Below are 13299 nucleotides of genomic sequence, written 5' to 3'. Positions count from 1 at the left end.
TCACACGAGGAAGACAACTCGACTAACATCCATACCCATGGATTTGTTGAAGCCGGTTGCTCCTATGTGCGCAGGATGCACAACTGCGCGAGCGTCGCCGCCCGGGGTGACGGCCCGGCCGCCCGCAGGGGCGTGAGGCCGGCGCGGCGCAGCAGGGCGAGCAGCCGCAACGGGTCGGCCATCAGCCAGAACGCCGCCGCGATCGAGGCCAGCACGCTGAGGCAGGCCGCGAGCAGACCGTGCCCGCCGTCGTGGGACGGCGCCCCGGGATGCCAGGTCATGCCGGAACCGTGGTGACCGGCGTCCGCCGTCACGGTGGTGACCGGGAGCAGTAGCGGCGACATCTCCTCGCCGCACTGCCAGGACTGCCACAGCCCGAGCCCGGCCAGCAGCAGCGCGACGAGCGCGACGCGCACCGGCATCCGGGCCGGTCGCGTCGCGGTGTGCTGCATGTGGACAGGATACGGTCCGGCCGGCCGGTAGCGGGGGCGACATCCGTTCCCATGTTCATGTTGCAATGAATTCACGATTCGCTGTACTGTCGGGGCATGGTGCACATCAATATGCGGCGCGCGGGCGGGTGGCGATGACGGCCGCGTGGTTCGCGCTGGCGGCCAACCTCACCGGCGCCCTCTACGCCTTCGGTGTACGCAGCTACCTGGCCTGGCGCGCCACCCGGGACACCGGTATGCGGCTGGGCAGCCAGCCGCCGGGCTCGCTCGCCTGGTGGGCCAGGGTGCTGTTCGTCGGGGCGCTGGTGCTGCTGCTCGCCGCGCCCGTGGCGGCGCTGGCGGGCCTGCCGGGGCTCGCGGTCCCCGCCGCCGTGACCGTCGCCGGAGCGGTGCTCACCGCCGCCGGGACCGTCATGGTGGTCCTGGCGCAGCTGACCATGGGCTCCTCCTGGCGGGTCGGAGTGGACCCGGCCGAGCGCACCGACCTGGTGGTGGGCGGGCTGTTCCGGTTCTGCCGCAACCCGATCTTCACCGCGATGGGCATGACGGCCGCGGGCACACTGCTGCTGGTGCCGAACCTGGTCAGCGGGGCCGGGCTGGTGGCGCTGCTCGTCGGGGTGCAGTTGCAGGTGCGCGTGGTCGAGGAGCCGTACCTGCTCGGCACGCACGGCGCCGCCTACCGCCGGTACGCCGCCCGTACCGGCCGGTTCCTGCCGCTGGTGGGCCGCCTGAAGGCAGCCGCCCTCGGGGAGGCGTAGATGCGCGAGCACGAACACCACGACCACGACGGACATTCGCACGGCGTCAGCGCCGACGCGGACCGGCGCTGGCTCGCCGTCGCGCTGGCCGTCATCGCCGGGTTCATGCTGGTCGAGGTCGCCGTTGGGGTCGTCGCGCAGTCGCTGGCGCTGATCTCGGACGCGGCGCACATGCTCACCGACGCCGCCGCGATCGTGCTGGCGCTGTTCGCGATGCGGATCGCGGCCCGGCCCGCGGGTGGGCGCTACACGTTCGGGCTGGCCCGTGCGGAGGTCCTGTCCGCGGCGGTCAACGGGCTGAGCCTGCTGCTGCTGGCCGGCTGGCTGGGCGTGGAGGCGGTCGGGCGGCTGGCCGACCCGCCGCCGGTCACCGGATGGATGGTCGTGGTCACGGGCGTGCTCGGGCTGGCCGTCAACGTCGTGGCCGCGTGGGCGATCAGCAGGGCCAACCGTGCCAGCCTCAACATCGAGGGCGCCTACCAGCACGTGCTGATGGACATGTTCGCCTCGGTCGCGGCCGTGGCCGCCGGTGCCGTGGTGATGCTCACCGGCTGGGTGCGGGCCGACGCGGTCGCGACCCTGGTGGTCGTCGCGCTGATGGTCAAGGGCGCGTGGCGGCTGCTGCGCGAGTCGGGCCGGGTGCTGCTCAACGCGGCGCCCACGCACGTGCGCCCCGACGACCTCGGCACCGACATGCTGACCGTCGAAGGCGTGGTCGAGGTCCACGACCTGCACGTATGGGCGCTCGACGGCGAGCAGGCCGCGCTGTCCGCGCACGTGCTGGTCGGCGAACCCGCCGACTGCCACGAGGTGCGCCACGCGCTCGAACGCAGGCTGGCCGCCGCGCACGGCATCCGGCACACCACCCTGCAGGTCGACCACTTCGGCGAGCAGTCCGCCGATGTCGAGCACTGCGAGGTCGCACACGGCCAGGTGCATCGCCGCTAACAGTTCAGTGGATCGTGTACTATCTAGCCGTGGAGACCGTCAGCGCCCTCAGCCACGGGCAGGTCCTGGCCCGCTTCGGGCACGCCCTGTCCGACCCGACCCGTGCGCGGCTGCTGCTGGCCCTGCGGGACGCCCCGGCCTACCCCGCCGACCTGGCCGACCTGCTCGGCGTTACCCGGCAGAACCTGTCCAACCACCTCGCCTGCCTGCGCGGCTGCGGCCTGGTCGTGGCCACCCCCGAGGGACGCCGTTCCCGCTATGAGCTGTCCGACCCGCGCCTGGCTCACGCCCTGGGCGACCTGCTCGGGGTGGTGCTGGCCGTCGACCCGAGCGTCTGCCCGGCGGCGCAGACCGAGGACTGCTGCTGATGACCGGACTGCCGCAGCCGAGAGGCGTGGCGCGGCGACGCCCTGCTGCGGCGCTGCGTCCCGATCCCCCAGTGCGCTGACGGCTGAGTCACGTGTCGTCGCGCCGGTGGAAGCTCTCACCCGCGTGATCGGGGTCGGTGTACACCTTCAGGGTGCCGTCGGGGTACGCCGCGAACGGCAGGATCACGCCGTCGGGGCAGCGGTGCAGGAACATCAGGGTCGGTCCCACCACGACGAAGGAGTACGCCTCGGCCGTGGCGTCCTCGTGCCCGTGCTCGGCCCGCCACTGCTGGACCCGCTCGGCGATGCCCGGCTGCGCCGACGTGTCGTCGACCTTGCCGATGAGATCGTCCACGGCCGGCCGGTCCAGGATCTCGATCTGCAGATTCCGAAGCTGGCTCATCCGGGCCCCTCTCAGCGCATCCGGCGCACGAGCGTGCGCTCTACTCGACCCTAGGCCCGGCTCCCCGGCGCGCGGGTGAGTTTCACCAGCAGCTCGGTGTCGTTGTGGTGGCCCTCGAAGTCCGAGAACTCACCCGCCACGAAGGTCCAGCCGCCCTCGGCGATGAGCGTGCGGAGCCGGTCCAGGGGCAGCCGGGCCACTGTCGCGGGCGCGTCCCACTCCCCGCCGATGACCTCCTCGACCCGCTCGGCCAGGGCCTCGATCGTGTCGAACTCGTCCGGATCGACGTCCTCGACTTCGAACCAGGTGCCCTCGGTCGCACGGCGGAGCAGCTCGGCGTCCGCCTTCTCGGGCGAGTCGATGTCCTCGTCCCATTCGTGCTCGAAGAAGGAGAAACGGAGGAGGACGCTCTCGGTCATCGCAGGATCGTACAAGCGGCGCCCGCCCCGGGCCGGGGGCGGCCGCCGACCCGTGCGCAGGACCTGGTCAGGCCGACCTCTGCGGGTGAGGGCCGGTGCGCCGAGCGCTCACCCGGCCAGCGGCGGACGGACCCGGAACGCGCTCTCCGCCTGGAAGGCCGCCGAGCCGTCGCTGTGGTCGACCCACAGCTGCGTGCCACGCCGGTGCATGAACCAGCCCGGATAGTTCGACGCTTCGAGCAGCACCGTGCCCGCCGACGGCCCGGGGCGTACGCAGAAGGTGGCGTCGCCGCGGAACAGCTCCGTGTCGATCGCCGGGTCCAGCCGCAGCCGCCACGACGAGTGGCGCAGGTAGCGGCCGTCCGAGGCGCGGAAGGAGAAGCACTTCGCGTCGGCCAGACCGGAGACGGCCTGGAAGGTGGCCGTTGCGCGGGTGTCGGCGCCGCTCGCGGCCGACAGCGGCGCCAGCACGGCCAGCCCGTCCGCGGTCGTGGCGAACAGGCCGGGCTCACCGCCCGCCTCCAGTGAGAACGGCCCGGTCGTCAGCGGGGCCGCCGGGGCCGGTGACGGCCGCGGGGTGGCGCTGGGGGCCGGACGGGTGCGGGAAGGGCTCGGCGAGGGTGGCAAGGCGGCAGGTGTGGTCACGGCCGGTGGCTGCGGCGCCACGGCGGACGGGGGCGGCGCGGGTGACGGCGACGGCCAGGCGATCGCGGCCACCGCGGCGGCGGCGACCACGGATCCGGTCACGGCGGTCGCGGCGATCGGCGAGGCCGCGAACGTCTTCGCCAGATTGCCGAGCACCCCGGCCTTGGCCGCCAGCGTCACCGACGACGTCCCGGTGACGGCGCCCTTGCCGAGCACGGCGGCGGTGAGCGCGACCGGGACGGGCAGCAGGGCGAACCCGGTCAGCAGCTGCTCGGCGGCCACCAGTCCGCCCGCGGCCCCGGCGCAGGTGGCGCAGTCGCGCACGTGCCGGGTCAGGCGTTTGCGCCAGGCCGAGCCCGGGGTGCCGTCCCAGCCGGCGGCCACGCTCTCCAGCTCCGGGCAGCGCGGCCGCCCGTCGAGGGCTGCCAGCAGGGCGCGGCACTGCTCCAGCTGCTGCCGCAGGCGCTGTACGCGTACCCCGGCGTGGGCCACGCTCACCCCGGCGGCCGCCGCCAGCTCGGTGCGAGACAGCCGCCCCGCGACCTCCAGCCACCACAGCGAGAGCAGCACCCGGTCGTCGTCGTCCAGCCATTGGGCCGCGCGGGCCGCCTGCCGTCGCTGCGCGGCGACGTCCAGCCGCAGCATCGTCAGCCCCTCGAACGACGCGCCCGCGTCGGCCGTCTCGATCAGGTCGTCGAGCTCGCCGCCGGTGTACGGCTCGGCGGTGCGGCGCCGCTGCAGGTGGGTGCTGACCTGCCGGACGGCGATGGTGCCCAGCCATGCCCGGAAGGTGTGCGGATCGCGCAGTTCGCGCAGCTCGCGTACGGCGCGCAGCATGGTCTCCTGCACCACGTCGTCCACGTCGGCGCCGGACCCGAGGGCGCGGCGCACGATGGTGTACGCGAAGGGCAGGTACGTCTCGAGCAGGGCGGCGAGCGCCCGCCGGTCGCCCGCCTGTGCCGCGGTGACGAGTGCGGCCTCGCCGGTGCTGGTGGATGGCATGTCCGTGTCGCTGTCGTCAGTGGATCGGGGGATCGACTCTGGCCGAGGAACGGCGTGGCGTCAAGCGGCCCGCGCGGCGGTCGGCGGCATCGCGCCCCGCGACGCCGCGGCAGGCTCGCGCATAACGGTTTTCCTCCGTGCCTGACAATTGATGGAGAAAAGGTTATGGAAAGCTCGTGAAAGCGGTCGCACGACGTCTTCCGAATCCTCGGCAGAAGCCTGGTGTCGCGTTTCCACCTGCGGTTAAGCGGCATTGGGAGTGTGCTGACGCGGCCGTTCGGCCGATGCCGATAAGAGATCTCCTCTTGAAGGCGGCGAGAGACTCTGGCAATCTCGCATATCGGATGGGAACGTGCCCGGCGTTCCAATTCGCCCACCATGCCGCCCCGCTCCGGCCCTGGAGTGGGAGCACCGACATCGAGAAATGGAGAACAATGGTGGGTCGTGGAGCGTCGCCCCGCTCCCGGCCCGGCAAACCGGCACCGATCAGTGCGGCGCGGTGCGGTCACGGCGTCGTCAGGCGTCGACCGCACCGGGTCCCCGTTCGGCGCATACAGGAGTGACCGGCGTCACGATTACTGGCTCATGCCGGCGGGTAGTGTCCCGTGGACCCGTGCCTTCGGCGACGCGGGGGCGGTCGTGGCAGGGTAGGGGCATGAGCGAAGAGATCATGACGGTGCGGCCGCAGCCTCCCCTGGCCTCTGATCCTCTTGCCGTGAACGTTCTCACCGGTGACGACGCCGCCGGCCCGGACAGCCCGGCCGCGCCCTCCGGCCTGGACGAGATGCCCTGGGCCGAGCTGCTGGACGGCTCCGACGAGATGATCTTCGCGGTGGACCGGGGCGGTGTCGTCCGTTTCGCCAACGCCGAGGCAGTGCGCCTCCTCGGCGTCGCGGCCGGACGGGCCGTGACCGCGCCACCCCTGGCCGACGTCGTGCAGCGACCGCCCGGCGCGTTCGACGTCGATCTGGACGAGCGGCGGCTGCGCGGCCGCGGCGTGCGCTCCGGCGAGCACACCCTCTGGTATGTCCGTGACGTCACGGAACAGGTCATGCGCGTCGACGCGCTGCTGGCCGAGCGGTGGCGCTCGGCGTTCCTCGCCGACGCGGGCCGCCGCCTCGGCTCCTGCCTCAACCGCGGCCGCGCCGCGCGGACCACGGCGCTGCTGGCCGTGCCGGCGCTGGCCGACTGTGCCGTGGTCGTCTGCGACGACGAGCGGCAGCTGTCCTGGGTACGGGTCGACGCCGGCCCCGAGGACCGGACGGAGAGCACCGGCACGCTGTCCAAGTGGGCGGTGCCGCCCGGCAGCGCCCTGGACCAGGCCCTGACCGGGCTGACCGTGCAGGACGATCCCCGGCTCGGCGACGACATCGCCGGGCTGCTCGCCGAGGGGTTCGGCGCGGTCGGCTCGGCGATGGTCGTGCCGCTGCCTGGCCACGGCATGCCGGCCGGGGCGCTGGTGCTGGCCCGGCATGCGGGCCGCGCGCCGTTCGAGGCGGTGGAGGTGCACCTGGTCCGCCAGTTCGCCGCCCGGGCGGGCGCGGCGATCAGCGCCGCCGCGCTGTACGCGGCCCAGGCCGACGCCGCGGAGCTGGTGCAGCGCAGCGTCGAGCCGCCCGCGCTGCCGCAGGTGCCCGGCGTCGCGCTCGGCGCCGCCTACCGTCCCGCGTGGGAGCGGCTGCGCATCGGCGGCGACTTCTACGACGTACGCCCCGGTCCTGACGGCAGCTGGATGTTCGTGCTCGGCGACGTGTGCGGCAAGGGCATCGAGGCCGCCGTGCAGTCGGGCAACATCCGCCAGAGCCTGCGCGCGCTGTGGCTGACCGAGTCGTGCCCGTCGCGGCTGCTCGACCTGCTCAACCAGGCGACGCTGACCGGCGACGGGCCGACGCTGGCCACGCTGCTGATCGGAGCGATGACCCCCGAGCCCGACGGCTCGCTCACGGTGAGCCTTGCCACCGGCGGCCACGCACCGCCGCTGCTGATGCGGGCCGCCGGCGAGCCGGCCGAGGTCGACGTCTCCGGCACCGCCGTCGGCCTGCTCCTGCACGCGCCGTTCGGGCAGGCGCAGGTCGTGCTCGGGCCGGGCGACGCGCTGGTCCTCTACACCGACGGCGTCACCGAGGCCCGCGCCGGTTCCGCCGACCGCCCGCTCTTCGGCCCGCAGCGGCTGGCCGCCGAGCTGCGGGCGTACCGCGGCGCACCCGCCGCCGTCATCGCCGAACGGGTCGCGCAGCGGGTCACCGACTGGGTCGGCGACCGCCTGCAGGACGACATCGCGGTGCTCGTGATCCAGGCCGCGGGCGGCCCGGCGGCACCGGCAGGATGAGGGAGGTTCGCCACATGACCACGGCCGTGTCCGAAGCAGACCGTGCGGGATACCTCGCGCTGGTCGGCCAGGGCGCGCAGGCGCCCGCCGTCGACTTCGCGCTCGCCCTCGCCGAGCGCGGCGTGCCGCCCCGCGACGTCCTGCTCGACCTGGTCGCGCCCACCCAGGCGGCGATCGGCGACCTCTGGGCGCGCAACGAGTGGAGCGTCGCGCAGGAGCACGCGGCGACCCATGTCAGCGAGCACGTCGTCGCCGCGCTGGCGGCCCACCACCGGCCCGGCGCCGCCGAGCGCGGCATCCTGGTGGTGGCGTGCGTGGACGGCGAGTGGCATGCGCTGCCCGCGCGGCTGTTCGCCGAGGTGGTCCGCTGGGACGGCTGGGACGTGCGCTTCCTGGGCGCCAGCGTGCCGGGACCGCACCTGATCTCCTACCTGCACCGCCACGGACCCGACGTGGTGGCGGTCAGCTGCTCGGTGCCGACCCGGCTGGCCGCCGCGCACCGCGTCATCGAGGCCGCGCAGAGCACCGCGACGCCCGTGCTGGCCGGTGGCCGCGGGTTCGGCCCGGCGGCGCGCTGGGGGCGGACGCTGGGCGCCGACCGGGTCGCCGGCGACGCCCGCGAGGCGCTCGGCGTGCTGCGCTCCTGGCCGGGGCTGTCCCTGGCCGAGAGCGAACCGCGGCGCGAGTCGTTCGTCAGCGACGACGAGCATGTGCTGATCGCCAAACGCGGCCCGCAGCTGGTCGCCTCCGGCATGGAGGCCCTGGCCGAGCGGTTCCCCGTGGTGGGCCGCTACACCCCGGCGCAGCGCGAGGCCACCGAGTTCGACCTCGGCCAGATCGTCGAGTTCCTGTGCGCCGGGCTGCTAGTGGACGACCCCGAGCTGTTCGGGACGTTCCTCGACTGGCTCTGCGTCGTGCTGGGCACCCGGCGCGTCCCGCTGCCCACGGTCGACCTGGTGCTCGACGTGTACCAGCAGCAGCTCTACGACTTCCCCCGGGCGCGGGCGCACCTGGCCGCCGGGCACCGCCGGCTGGCCGGCTGAGGCACGAGCGCCGCTACGGCGACTCCTGCAACGGCCACACCTCGACGACCCCGTGCGCGACGGCGCAGGGTGAGGCCGAGACGAGCTGTACCGCCTCCTCCAGCGAGTCCGCTTCGAGCACCGAGAACCCGGCGACCGGCAGGGCAGCCGACAGGAACGGGCCCCGCTGCACCCGCACGCCCGCGCTGTCGTGGTTGCGCACCTGCACCGGGCTGCCCGCGACGCCCATCTCCACGCCCGCCGCACGCAGCCGGTCGTCGTGGGCGTGCGCCGCGTCCCGCAGCGCCGGGTCGGTGCGGTCGTAGCCTTCCCGGCTGCCGTACCCGATGGTCACAAACCTGGCCACAGTGACACCTCCTCCCGGTCGGCTACCCCGCGTGCCGCCGGGCAAACCATCACATCGGGCTGTATGTCCAGACACGGTCCCGGCGGGTTCGTGAGCGTGCGGGACGGGTAGGCGCTGTGCATGAGCACCACCGCGGCTGGATCCTGGCAGACGGGCACGCTGCTCGACGACCGCTACCGGCTCGCCGCACCCGTCGGCAGCGGCGGCAGCGCCACCGTCTGGCAGGCCCGCGACGAGCGGCTCGGCCGCATGGTCGCGGTGAAGCTGCTCAACCCGCGGTTCGTGGCCGACGAGTGGGCGGTGCAGCGGCTGAGCACCGAGGCGCAGGCCCTGGCCCGGCTGCGGCACCGGCACATCGCCGAGGTATACGACTTCGGCCTGGACCGCCAGGACCACCAGGTCCCGGTCGCGTTCCTGGTGATGGAACTGATCGACGGCAGCTCGGTCGGCCAGGCGCTGCACGGCGGGCGCAGCCTGCCCTGGCCGCAGGCCGTCGCGGTCGCCGCGCAGACCGCCGGCGCGCTCGCCGCCGCGCACGCCCGCGGGGTGGTGCACCGCGACATCGCGCCCGGCAACATCCTGCTCACCGGCGACGGCGTGCGGATCATCGACTTCGGTATCTGCGCCTCCACCGGCAGCGACGAGGTCGGCCCGGACGGCAACCTCATCGGCACCCCGGCCTACCTGGCGCCCGAACGCGTCGACGGGCAACCGGTCCAGCCCGCCGCCGACGTGTACGCCCTGGGCGTGCTGCTGTACCGCATGCTCAGCGGCGAGCTGCCCTGGCGGGCCGACACCCCGGTCGGCCTGCTCACCGCGCCGCGTTTCCGGCCGCCGGATCCGCTGCCCGACATCGAGGGCCTGCCCCCGGCCGTCGCGGCGGCGGTGGCGGCCTGCCTCGACCGCGATCCCGCCGCCAGGCCCACGGCCGCGCAGCTCGCGCAGACCCTCGGCGAGGTGGACACCGCCGGTGCCGCGACCGCCGCCGGCGCCGCCCTGCCCGCCGACGCCGCCACCCTGACCCACATCCTGCCCTGGCAGCCGCTGCCCGAACCCGTCGCGCCGCGCCGTCGCGGCCGTACGGTGGCGCTCGCCGCCGCGGTCGCCGGACTCGCCGCGGCCGCCGTCGCGGTGTGGGTCCTGAACGGCGCCGGGCCGTCCGAGCCGTCCACGGCGGCGCCCGCCGCCAGCGCCCCGCCCGCCTGCGACGCGACGTTCCAGCTGCGCGGCGACACCGGCCGCCGGTTCGCGGCGACCGTCACTGTCGTCAACGCCGCCGGGGACACCCGTACTCCGGCGCGGATCTCGTTCGACCTGCCCGGCACGCAGCGTGTCGACGCCGACGCGCGGTGGCGGCAGGACGGCCGGACCGTCACGGCCACCGGCACCCGGGACCTGGCTCCCGAAGCCCGGTTGAGCCTGCCTGTCGCGTGGACCTATCAGGAGAGCAATCCGCTGCCGACCGCGTTCCGGCTCGACGGCCGGCCGTGCGCGGCGTCCCTGCTCGGGCCGGCCGGGGCGCCCATCAGCGGCCAGCCGAGCCCGACCGCCCAGGCGCCCGCGTCCACCGAGCCCACCGGGCCCGTGCCGCCGCCGCAGCAGAGTCCCGGGTCCGGCCCCCAACCGGCCTCGCCCAGCCCCGAACCCAGCCCCACGGAGGCCGCGAGCCCGCCCGCGCCGTCACCGTCCACAGCCGAGGACGAAGAGGAGGACGTCACCGGCCAGCCCGTAGCGGGCAGCGGACCGCTGGGCAGGCCTTGGTAGCGTCGCACACCCGACGGGCATGTCAGAGGAGCCGGAAGGTCGGACCACGACCGATCCGCGCCGCAGGCAGAACCGATGATCCGTGCCACCCCCGGTGCGGCGAGTGTGAAGCGAGGTCGCGATGGTCGCCGCCGCCCGCAGCCGTGAGGCGCGTGCCCTGGTCACCGACGCCGCGGAGGCCCAGCGCACGGCCCGCACCGTGCTCGACGCCGAGCAGCGGCTGCTCACCGAGATCCGGGGCCTCGCCGACACGCACCGGCGGCAGTCGCTCGACGAGCGCCTGCACCAGGCCGACCTCACCCGGCTGCGGCAGGCGGCGGGCGGCAGACTGCGCCTCGGGCCGCTGCAGGCGGCCGGGATCACCACGGTCGGGCAGCTGATCGCCCGGCGCCACCAGCTCCACCAGGTCCCCGGCATCGGACGGGCCACCGTCGCGCAGCTCGAAGGCGCCATGGAGACGCTGGCCGCCGAGATCGAGGCGGACACCGCGCTGCGCCCCGACCCCGACCGCCGCTCACCGGCCGACACCCACCTGCTGCGCTCGCTGCACCGGCTGCTCCTGGTACGCCGCCGCGTGCGGCCCGCCCTCGGCCGGGCCGGCGAGCTGCACGACGCCATCGCGGGCCGGATCGAGGCGGCCCGGCGGGCCAACAGCCGCTGGCGCAGCCTGTTCCGCGGCCGCGAGGGCCGTGAGGCGGACCGGGCCGCGCTCGCCGAGCTGGAGGCGGCGCTGCGCTCGCCGCGGCTGGAAGCGGCCCGAGCCAAGTTGCAGGCCGCCGAGGCGGCCCTGGCCAAGGAGCCGACCGATCAGCAACTGTGGCGCAAGTACCAGGCCGACGCCGCCAGCTACCTGACCCTGCTGGCCGAGGCGACCGGCCGGGAGACCGGCGGGCGGACCGGGCAGCTGCCGTCGGACACCGCCGCCCGCGTCGACGAGCTGCGCCTGGACACCAGCCTGCTGAACTCCAGCCTGCGGGGATACCAGTCGTTCGGCGCGCGGTTCATGATCGCGCAGCGGCGGGTGATCCTCGGCGACGAGATGGGCCTGGGCAAGACCGTGGAGACGCTCGCGGCCATGTGCCACCTGGCGGCGCAGGGCGAGCGGCACTTCCTGGTGGTCTGCCCGCCGAGCCTGGCCGGCAACTGGATGCACGAGATCCGGCGGCACTGCAAGCTGACCCCGCGGCTGCTGTACGGCGGCGACGTCGCCAAGAACACCGCCGCGTGGCGTACGCAGGGCGGTGTCGGCGTGACCGCGTACACGGCGCTGGAACGGCTGGACCTCAAGGGTGTGCAGCTCGCCATGGTGGCGTTCGACGAGGCGCACTACATCAAGAACCCCACGGCCAACCGGACCCGGCACAGCCGCCGCGTCATCGACCACGCCGAACGGGTGGCCCTGCTCACCGGCACCCCGCTGGAGAACCGGGTGGAGGAGTTCGGCGTGCTCACCGAGCACATCAACCCCGACGTCGCCCGCGAGGCGGCCGCGGCGTCCTCTCCGGACGCGTTCCGGCAGGCCATCGCTCCGGCGTACCTGCGCCGCAACCAGTCCGACGTGCTCGACGAGCTGCCCGCCCGGATCGAGACGGTGCAGCCGGTGACGCTGTCGGCCGACGAGGCCGCCGCCTACCGCAAGGCCGTCTGGGAGGGTCACTTCATGACCATGCGCCGGGCCACCTTCGGTGATCCGGCCGGGACGTCGACCAAGCTCGACCACGTCCGCGAGATCGCCGGTGAGGCGCTGGCCGAGGGCCACAAGGTGGTCGTGTTCTCGTACTTCCGCGACGTGCTGACCGCCGTCGCGGCGGCGCTGGGCGACCGGGCGCACGGGCCGCTCACCGGCTCCACCCCGCCCCTGCAGCGCCAGCAGGTCATCGACGCGTTCACCGCGAGCCGGAGACCCGCCGTGCTGGTCAGCCAGATCGAGGTCGGCGGCGTGGGCCTGAACCTGCAGACCGCCTCGGTGGTGATCCTGATCGAGCCGCAGTGGAAGCCCAGCACCGAGGAGCAGGCTATCGCCCGCTGCCACCGGATGGGTCAGGTCCGGCCGGTGCAGGTGTTCCGCCTGATCGCCGAGGACACCGTGGACACCAGCATGCGGGAGCTGGTCGCGGGCAAGGCCGCGCTGTTCGACGAGTACGCCCGGCCCAGCGCCGCCAAGGAGGCCAACGCGCAGGCGATCGACGGCGGCGACGGCACCCGGGCCACCGCCGAGAAAAAGATCATCGAGCAGGAGCGGGCGCGCCTGCGGGAGTCCGGCGACGCCTGAACGGTTATCGCCGCCGGGCGGCCGGGCATCATGTGGACATGGTCCGAAAGCTGCTGGCCGCCGGGTTCGTGCTCTGCCTCGCCGCATGCGCCGGCGGGCAGGCCGAGCCACCGGAGCCGGGCGACGGCGAGGCGCTCGTGACGCTGATCAACGAGCGGCGGGCGGAGCTGTCCTGCCCGCCGGTCGCCGCCGACCCGCGGCTGGCCGACGCCGCCGCCCGCCACGCGCGGGACATGCTCAGCGACGGCGTACGCGAGCACACCGGTTCGGACGGCAGCACCGCCGGGCAGCGCATCGCCGACAGCGGGTTCACGGCGGCGCGTACCGGCGAGATCCTGTTCTGGGCGCAGGGCACCGGCGACGCGCGGCAGGCGGTCGCCGGCTGGATGGACAGCCCCGGCCACCGCGCGATCATCAGCGACTGCCGGTACACCCACATCGGAGCCGTGGCCATGACCGCAGGCAGCGAGTACGTGGCGGTGGCCGACTTCGCCACCCCGTGATGCGGCGGCATCGCAGTCGATAGACCCAGCTCGTGATCGCTGCCTGC

Annotated in this window: 13 protein-coding genes; 8 read left to right on the top strand and 5 right to left on the bottom strand. The window is 74.3% G+C overall.

Translation table 11 applies throughout. The features are described from left to right. Positions 1-62: 62 nt before the first annotated feature. Positions 63-452 (bottom strand): hypothetical protein, encoded by a 390-nt coding sequence (locus tag Cba03nite_RS20465; RefSeq protein WP_203748537.1) that lies wholly within the window; start codon positions 450-452, stop codon positions 63-65. A gap of 134 nt (positions 453-586) precedes the next feature. Here Cba03nite_RS20465 and Cba03nite_RS20460 point away from each other — a divergent pair, with 134 nt between their 5' ends. From Cba03nite_RS20460 to Cba03nite_RS20450, 3 genes are read left to right on the top strand one after another with little or no spacing between them, the layout of a single operon-like run. Then, entirely contained in the window at positions 587-1210 is a 624-nt protein-coding gene (locus Cba03nite_RS20460; protein WP_203748534.1) for a methyltransferase family protein, read from the top strand. Further along, positions 1211-2158: a cation diffusion facilitator family transporter gene (locus Cba03nite_RS20455; RefSeq protein WP_203748531.1), complete on the top strand. Its 948-nt coding sequence runs from the start codon at positions 1211-1213 to the stop codon at positions 2156-2158. Positions 2159-2187: 29 nt separating this feature from the next. Beyond that, positions 2188-2526, top strand: coding sequence for an ArsR/SmtB family transcription factor (locus Cba03nite_RS20450; protein WP_239125906.1), 339 nt, complete (start codon positions 2188-2190; stop codon positions 2524-2526). An 88-nt stretch (positions 2527-2614) separates the two neighbouring features. Here the strand turns inward: Cba03nite_RS20450 and Cba03nite_RS20445 are convergent, their stop codons facing one another. The 3 genes from Cba03nite_RS20445 to Cba03nite_RS40365 all read right to left on the bottom strand — a co-directional run bounded on the left by Cba03nite_RS20445 (position 2615) and on the right by Cba03nite_RS40365 (position 4995). Next, positions 2615-2929: a hypothetical protein gene (locus Cba03nite_RS20445; RefSeq protein ID WP_203748527.1), complete on the bottom strand. Its 315-nt coding sequence runs from the start codon at positions 2927-2929 to the stop codon at positions 2615-2617. 50 nt (positions 2930-2979) lie between these two features. Continuing rightward, the gene (locus Cba03nite_RS20440; RefSeq protein WP_203748525.1) at positions 2980-3348 is read right to left on the bottom strand and encodes a hypothetical protein; all 369 of its coding nucleotides are present in this window, start codon (positions 3346-3348) and stop codon (positions 2980-2982) included. A gap of 108 nt (positions 3349-3456) precedes the next feature. Continuing rightward, positions 3457-4995 carry a sigma-70 family RNA polymerase sigma factor gene (locus Cba03nite_RS40365; RefSeq protein ID WP_203748523.1) on the bottom strand — a complete coding sequence of 513 codons (1539 nt, stop codon included), beginning with the start codon at positions 4993-4995 and terminating at the stop codon, positions 3457-3459. Between the two features lie 715 nt (positions 4996-5710). On the opposite strand from Cba03nite_RS40365, the gene Cba03nite_RS20430 reads away from it, so the two are divergent. Both Cba03nite_RS20430 and Cba03nite_RS20425 read left to right on the top strand, forming a co-directional pair. Further along, positions 5711-7324, top strand: coding sequence for a SpoIIE family protein phosphatase (locus tag Cba03nite_RS20430; RefSeq protein ID WP_203748521.1), 1614 nt, complete (start codon positions 5711-5713; stop codon positions 7322-7324). A 14-nt stretch (positions 7325-7338) separates the two neighbouring features. Beyond that, positions 7339-8367, top strand: a complete 1029-nt coding sequence (locus Cba03nite_RS20425; RefSeq protein WP_239125905.1) for a cobalamin B12-binding domain-containing protein — start codon at positions 7339-7341, stop codon at positions 8365-8367. Between the two features lie 13 nt (positions 8368-8380). On the opposite strand, the gene Cba03nite_RS20420 is transcribed toward Cba03nite_RS20425, so the two are convergent. Further along, the gene (locus Cba03nite_RS20420; protein WP_203748516.1) at positions 8381-8713 is read right to left on the bottom strand and encodes a YciI family protein; all 333 of its coding nucleotides are present in this window, start codon (positions 8711-8713) and stop codon (positions 8381-8383) included. Between the two features lie 120 nt (positions 8714-8833). Here Cba03nite_RS20420 and Cba03nite_RS20415 point away from each other — a divergent pair, with 120 nt between their 5' ends. The 3 genes from Cba03nite_RS20415 to Cba03nite_RS20405 all read left to right on the top strand — a co-directional run bounded on the left by Cba03nite_RS20415 (position 8834) and on the right by Cba03nite_RS20405 (position 13252). Further along, entirely contained in the window at positions 8834-10477 is a 1644-nt protein-coding gene (locus tag Cba03nite_RS20415; protein WP_203748513.1) for a serine/threonine-protein kinase, read from the top strand. A gap of 121 nt (positions 10478-10598) precedes the next feature. After that, positions 10599-12749, top strand: a complete 2151-nt coding sequence (locus Cba03nite_RS20410) for a DEAD/DEAH box helicase (protein WP_203748510.1) — start codon at positions 10599-10601, stop codon at positions 12747-12749. A gap of 38 nt (positions 12750-12787) precedes the next feature. Next, positions 12788-13252, top strand: coding sequence for a CAP domain-containing protein (locus Cba03nite_RS20405; protein WP_203748507.1), 465 nt, complete (start codon positions 12788-12790; stop codon positions 13250-13252). Positions 13253-13299 lie beyond the last annotated feature (47 nt).

It is taken from the genome of Catellatospora bangladeshensis, from assembly GCF_016862575.1.
Taxonomy (GTDB): domain Bacteria; phylum Actinomycetota; class Actinomycetes; order Mycobacteriales; family Micromonosporaceae; genus Catellatospora; species Catellatospora bangladeshensis.
This window is presented reverse-complemented; position numbering and strand designations above follow the sequence as displayed.

What these genes read in the sequence shown, in the direction of transcription:
- Cba03nite_RS20465 (WP_203748537.1), bottom strand. Translation starts at nt 452, where the DNA reads ATGCAGCACACCGCGACGCGACCGGCCCGGATGCCGGTGCGCGTCGCG.
- Cba03nite_RS20460 (WP_203748534.1), top strand. Translation starts at nt 587, where the DNA reads ATGACGGCCGCGTGGTTCGCGCTGGCGGCCAACCTCACCGGCGCCCTC.
- Cba03nite_RS20455 (WP_203748531.1), top strand. Translation starts at nt 1,211, where the DNA reads ATGCGCGAGCACGAACACCACGACCACGACGGACATTCGCACGGCGTC.
- Cba03nite_RS20445 (WP_203748527.1), bottom strand. Translation starts at nt 2,929, where the DNA reads ATGAGCCAGCTTCGGAATCTGCAGATCGAGATCCTGGACCGGCCGGCC.
- Cba03nite_RS20440 (WP_203748525.1), bottom strand. Translation starts at nt 3,348, where the DNA reads ATGACCGAGAGCGTCCTCCTCCGTTTCTCCTTCTTCGAGCACGAATGG.
- Cba03nite_RS40365 (WP_203748523.1), bottom strand. Translation starts at nt 4,995, where the DNA reads ATGCCATCCACCAGCACCGGCGAGGCCGCACTCGTCACCGCGGCACAG.
- Cba03nite_RS20425 (WP_239125905.1), top strand. Translation starts at nt 7,339, where the DNA reads ATGACCACGGCCGTGTCCGAAGCAGACCGTGCGGGATACCTCGCGCTG.
- Cba03nite_RS20415 (WP_203748513.1), top strand. Translation starts at nt 8,834, where the DNA reads ATGAGCACCACCGCGGCTGGATCCTGGCAGACGGGCACGCTGCTCGAC.
- Cba03nite_RS20410 (WP_203748510.1), top strand. Translation starts at nt 10,599, where the DNA reads ATGGTCGCCGCCGCCCGCAGCCGTGAGGCGCGTGCCCTGGTCACCGAC.
- Cba03nite_RS20405 (WP_203748507.1), top strand. Translation starts at nt 12,788, where the DNA reads ATGGTCCGAAAGCTGCTGGCCGCCGGGTTCGTGCTCTGCCTCGCCGCA.